Raw genomic sequence first — 1977 nt, 5'->3', positions numbered from 1 at the left:
CCGGATCCACCCACCACCACCGGTCGACCACGCAGCTCAGGGCGGCGTAACACCTCGACCGACGCGAAGAACTGGTCGAGATCGACATGCAGCACCCAGCCGTCAGCCACCCGCCCAGTATCACCCCACCGACCGCCTCTCCCGCGGCGCTCTCCTGCGCCGCACCACCGTCACCAGGCTGTCTTCCGAAGTCGCACACCACCGGTGAAAACGCACTGATCGCGGCAGATCCGGGCGTTCGGTCTAGGGCCGGCTGTCCTGCGGTGGCCGACCCGCTCTGCATCGGTTCGGTGCCGCGGATGAAAGGCTGTGGATATGGAGTTCCTCTGCTACCACCGCGACCGGTCCGGCTCACTGGCGTTGCGTTACGAGCAAGGAGAACACCATTGGGCGTACATGGATGGTTTTGAGCCTGAGCTCATCGCCCGTGGCCCGACCTTGGCGGACGATGACACTCCCACGGGGAGCCTCCACATAGTGGATCTTCCCAATCCTGCCGCTGCGCGCGCGTTCGCCTTCGATGAGCCCAATTATCAGGCTGGCGTGTACCGAGACGTGCTGTTGCGGCGGTGGCGCAACTCGCTGGGACGCACCATGTGGGACTTTCCCGGAGGCCCGACGGGTGGCAACCGTTACCTTGTGCTCGGCTTGGGCGAGGGGCCGGCCGCTGACCTCGCAGTCCCCGCCGGCCAGGATGATTTGATCGCATACGGGCCGCTACTGTCCGACGATGGCATGACGTGGGTGGGCACTGCGGTACTGATAGTCGCGCCGAATCCAGACGAAGCACGTGCTGTTCTGACTCAAGAACGATACGCCTCCATCGAGGTACATCGCTGGACATTCGGTGGGCGGAGATAGGCCACCGCCAACAACCGACCGCACTCAACTCGGCAAAGTCGGATGTTGAGCGCCAGCAACCCCGGCTACGACCCGTGACGTGTTCGTTGGCGGCCAGCGCGCACGGACAGCGGCATGAGCGTGCATCGGCTCATGGCTCGCCTGTGGGCACCGAAGACGCCCGACACGATAGTGACGGCATGCGCCTAGCTGACGACTGGTGGAACGCGATCGATCCTCAGTTGCTTGAGCGGTTGGACGAGTTGCTGTGCACAGGTCGCCTGATCCCAGCGGTCATCCTCTTGCGCCAGGAAGGCGGACAGCAGCCGCCGCCTGGTCTTTACGAAGCCCAGGATCGACTGATAGAGCGACGCGCCGAACTCGACCGACAGGGACTCCTTGAGCCTGAGCCACCACCGCCGACAACCGCGCAGCTGATCGAGAAGGCGGAGGCTGTCACCGCGCCTGTCCTCGCGGTCGAAGCCTTCTGGGACGGCGACACACAGGGCTGGTTCGTCGTCCTGGTCGCAATCGTGCGCCAACCGGGCAAGTGCCATGATTGCTTTGATGAAGTGACGTTGACGGTGCTGCGGCACGGCGGCGACATCCGCCTGTTCACCAGAGAGGTGCCGCCCTGGCCGGAGGCACAACAGGCGATCGAGCAGGGCCAGGCTATTGCACAGCATTTCGGTGTGCCGTTCCACTTCGCCAGTCCGGAGAAACCGGATGACGATCTGCCGCGTTGGTGGGACACACAACCGAACTGACAGGCACGGCGAGCGTCCTCATCCATCATCGGCATTAGGCACGCCGGATGGCCATGCGCGCTCATCGGCAAGTCGGATGTCAAGCGCCCGCGACCCCGGTTACCGCGCGTGACATGCTCGTTGGCGGCCAGCACGCACGATCGGCGGCAGACATCCTATGTTTTTCGATGTCAAGTAGTGAGCTGTGGATGGGCCCAGGCGGTGGCTTCGTTGTAGGGAGTGCTGGTCTTGAGGCAGCCGTGGAGGATGCCGACGAGGCGGTTGCCGAGCTGGCGTAGTGCGGCTTGGTGGCCGGTGCCGCGCTTGCGGAGCAGGTTGTAGTAGGTGCGGGCTCCCGGGGAGCCTTTCATCGCGCAGAACGCCCATTGCT

Annotated in this window: 3 protein-coding genes and 1 pseudogene; 2 read left to right on the top strand and 2 right to left on the bottom strand. The window is 64.3% G+C overall.

The genetic code is table 11. The features are described from left to right. A partial coding sequence (locus I4J89_RS49020; RefSeq protein ID WP_444876230.1) for a Y-family DNA polymerase occupies nt 1–110 on the bottom strand: 110 nt, incomplete at its 3' end. Nucleotides 111–315: 205 nt separating this feature from the next. Between I4J89_RS49020 and I4J89_RS49015 the strand changes: the two genes are divergently transcribed. Both I4J89_RS49015 and I4J89_RS49010 read left to right on the top strand, forming a co-directional pair. Continuing rightward, nucleotides 316–861 carry a YciI family protein gene (locus I4J89_RS49015; RefSeq protein WP_196421090.1) on the top strand — a complete coding sequence of 182 codons (546 nt, stop codon included), beginning with the start codon at nt 316–318 and terminating at the stop codon, nt 859–861. Between the two features lie 179 nt (nt 862–1040). Beyond that, nucleotides 1041–1607, top strand: a complete 567-nt coding sequence (locus I4J89_RS49010; RefSeq protein WP_196421089.1) for a hypothetical protein — start codon at nt 1041–1043, stop codon at nt 1605–1607. A 170-nt stretch (nt 1608–1777) separates the two neighbouring features. Here the strand turns inward: I4J89_RS49010 and I4J89_RS49005 are convergent. Then, nucleotides 1778–1977 (bottom strand): annotated as a pseudogene (locus I4J89_RS49005) (IS110 family transposase); the annotation flags it as partial.

This window comes from Actinoplanes aureus (genome assembly GCF_015704865.1).
In the GTDB taxonomy this organism is placed as follows: domain Bacteria; phylum Actinomycetota; class Actinomycetes; order Mycobacteriales; family Micromonosporaceae; genus Actinoplanes; species Actinoplanes aureus.
The sequence above is the reverse complement of the archived record's forward strand: the minus strand, read 5'-3'. Positions and strand labels throughout refer to the sequence as shown.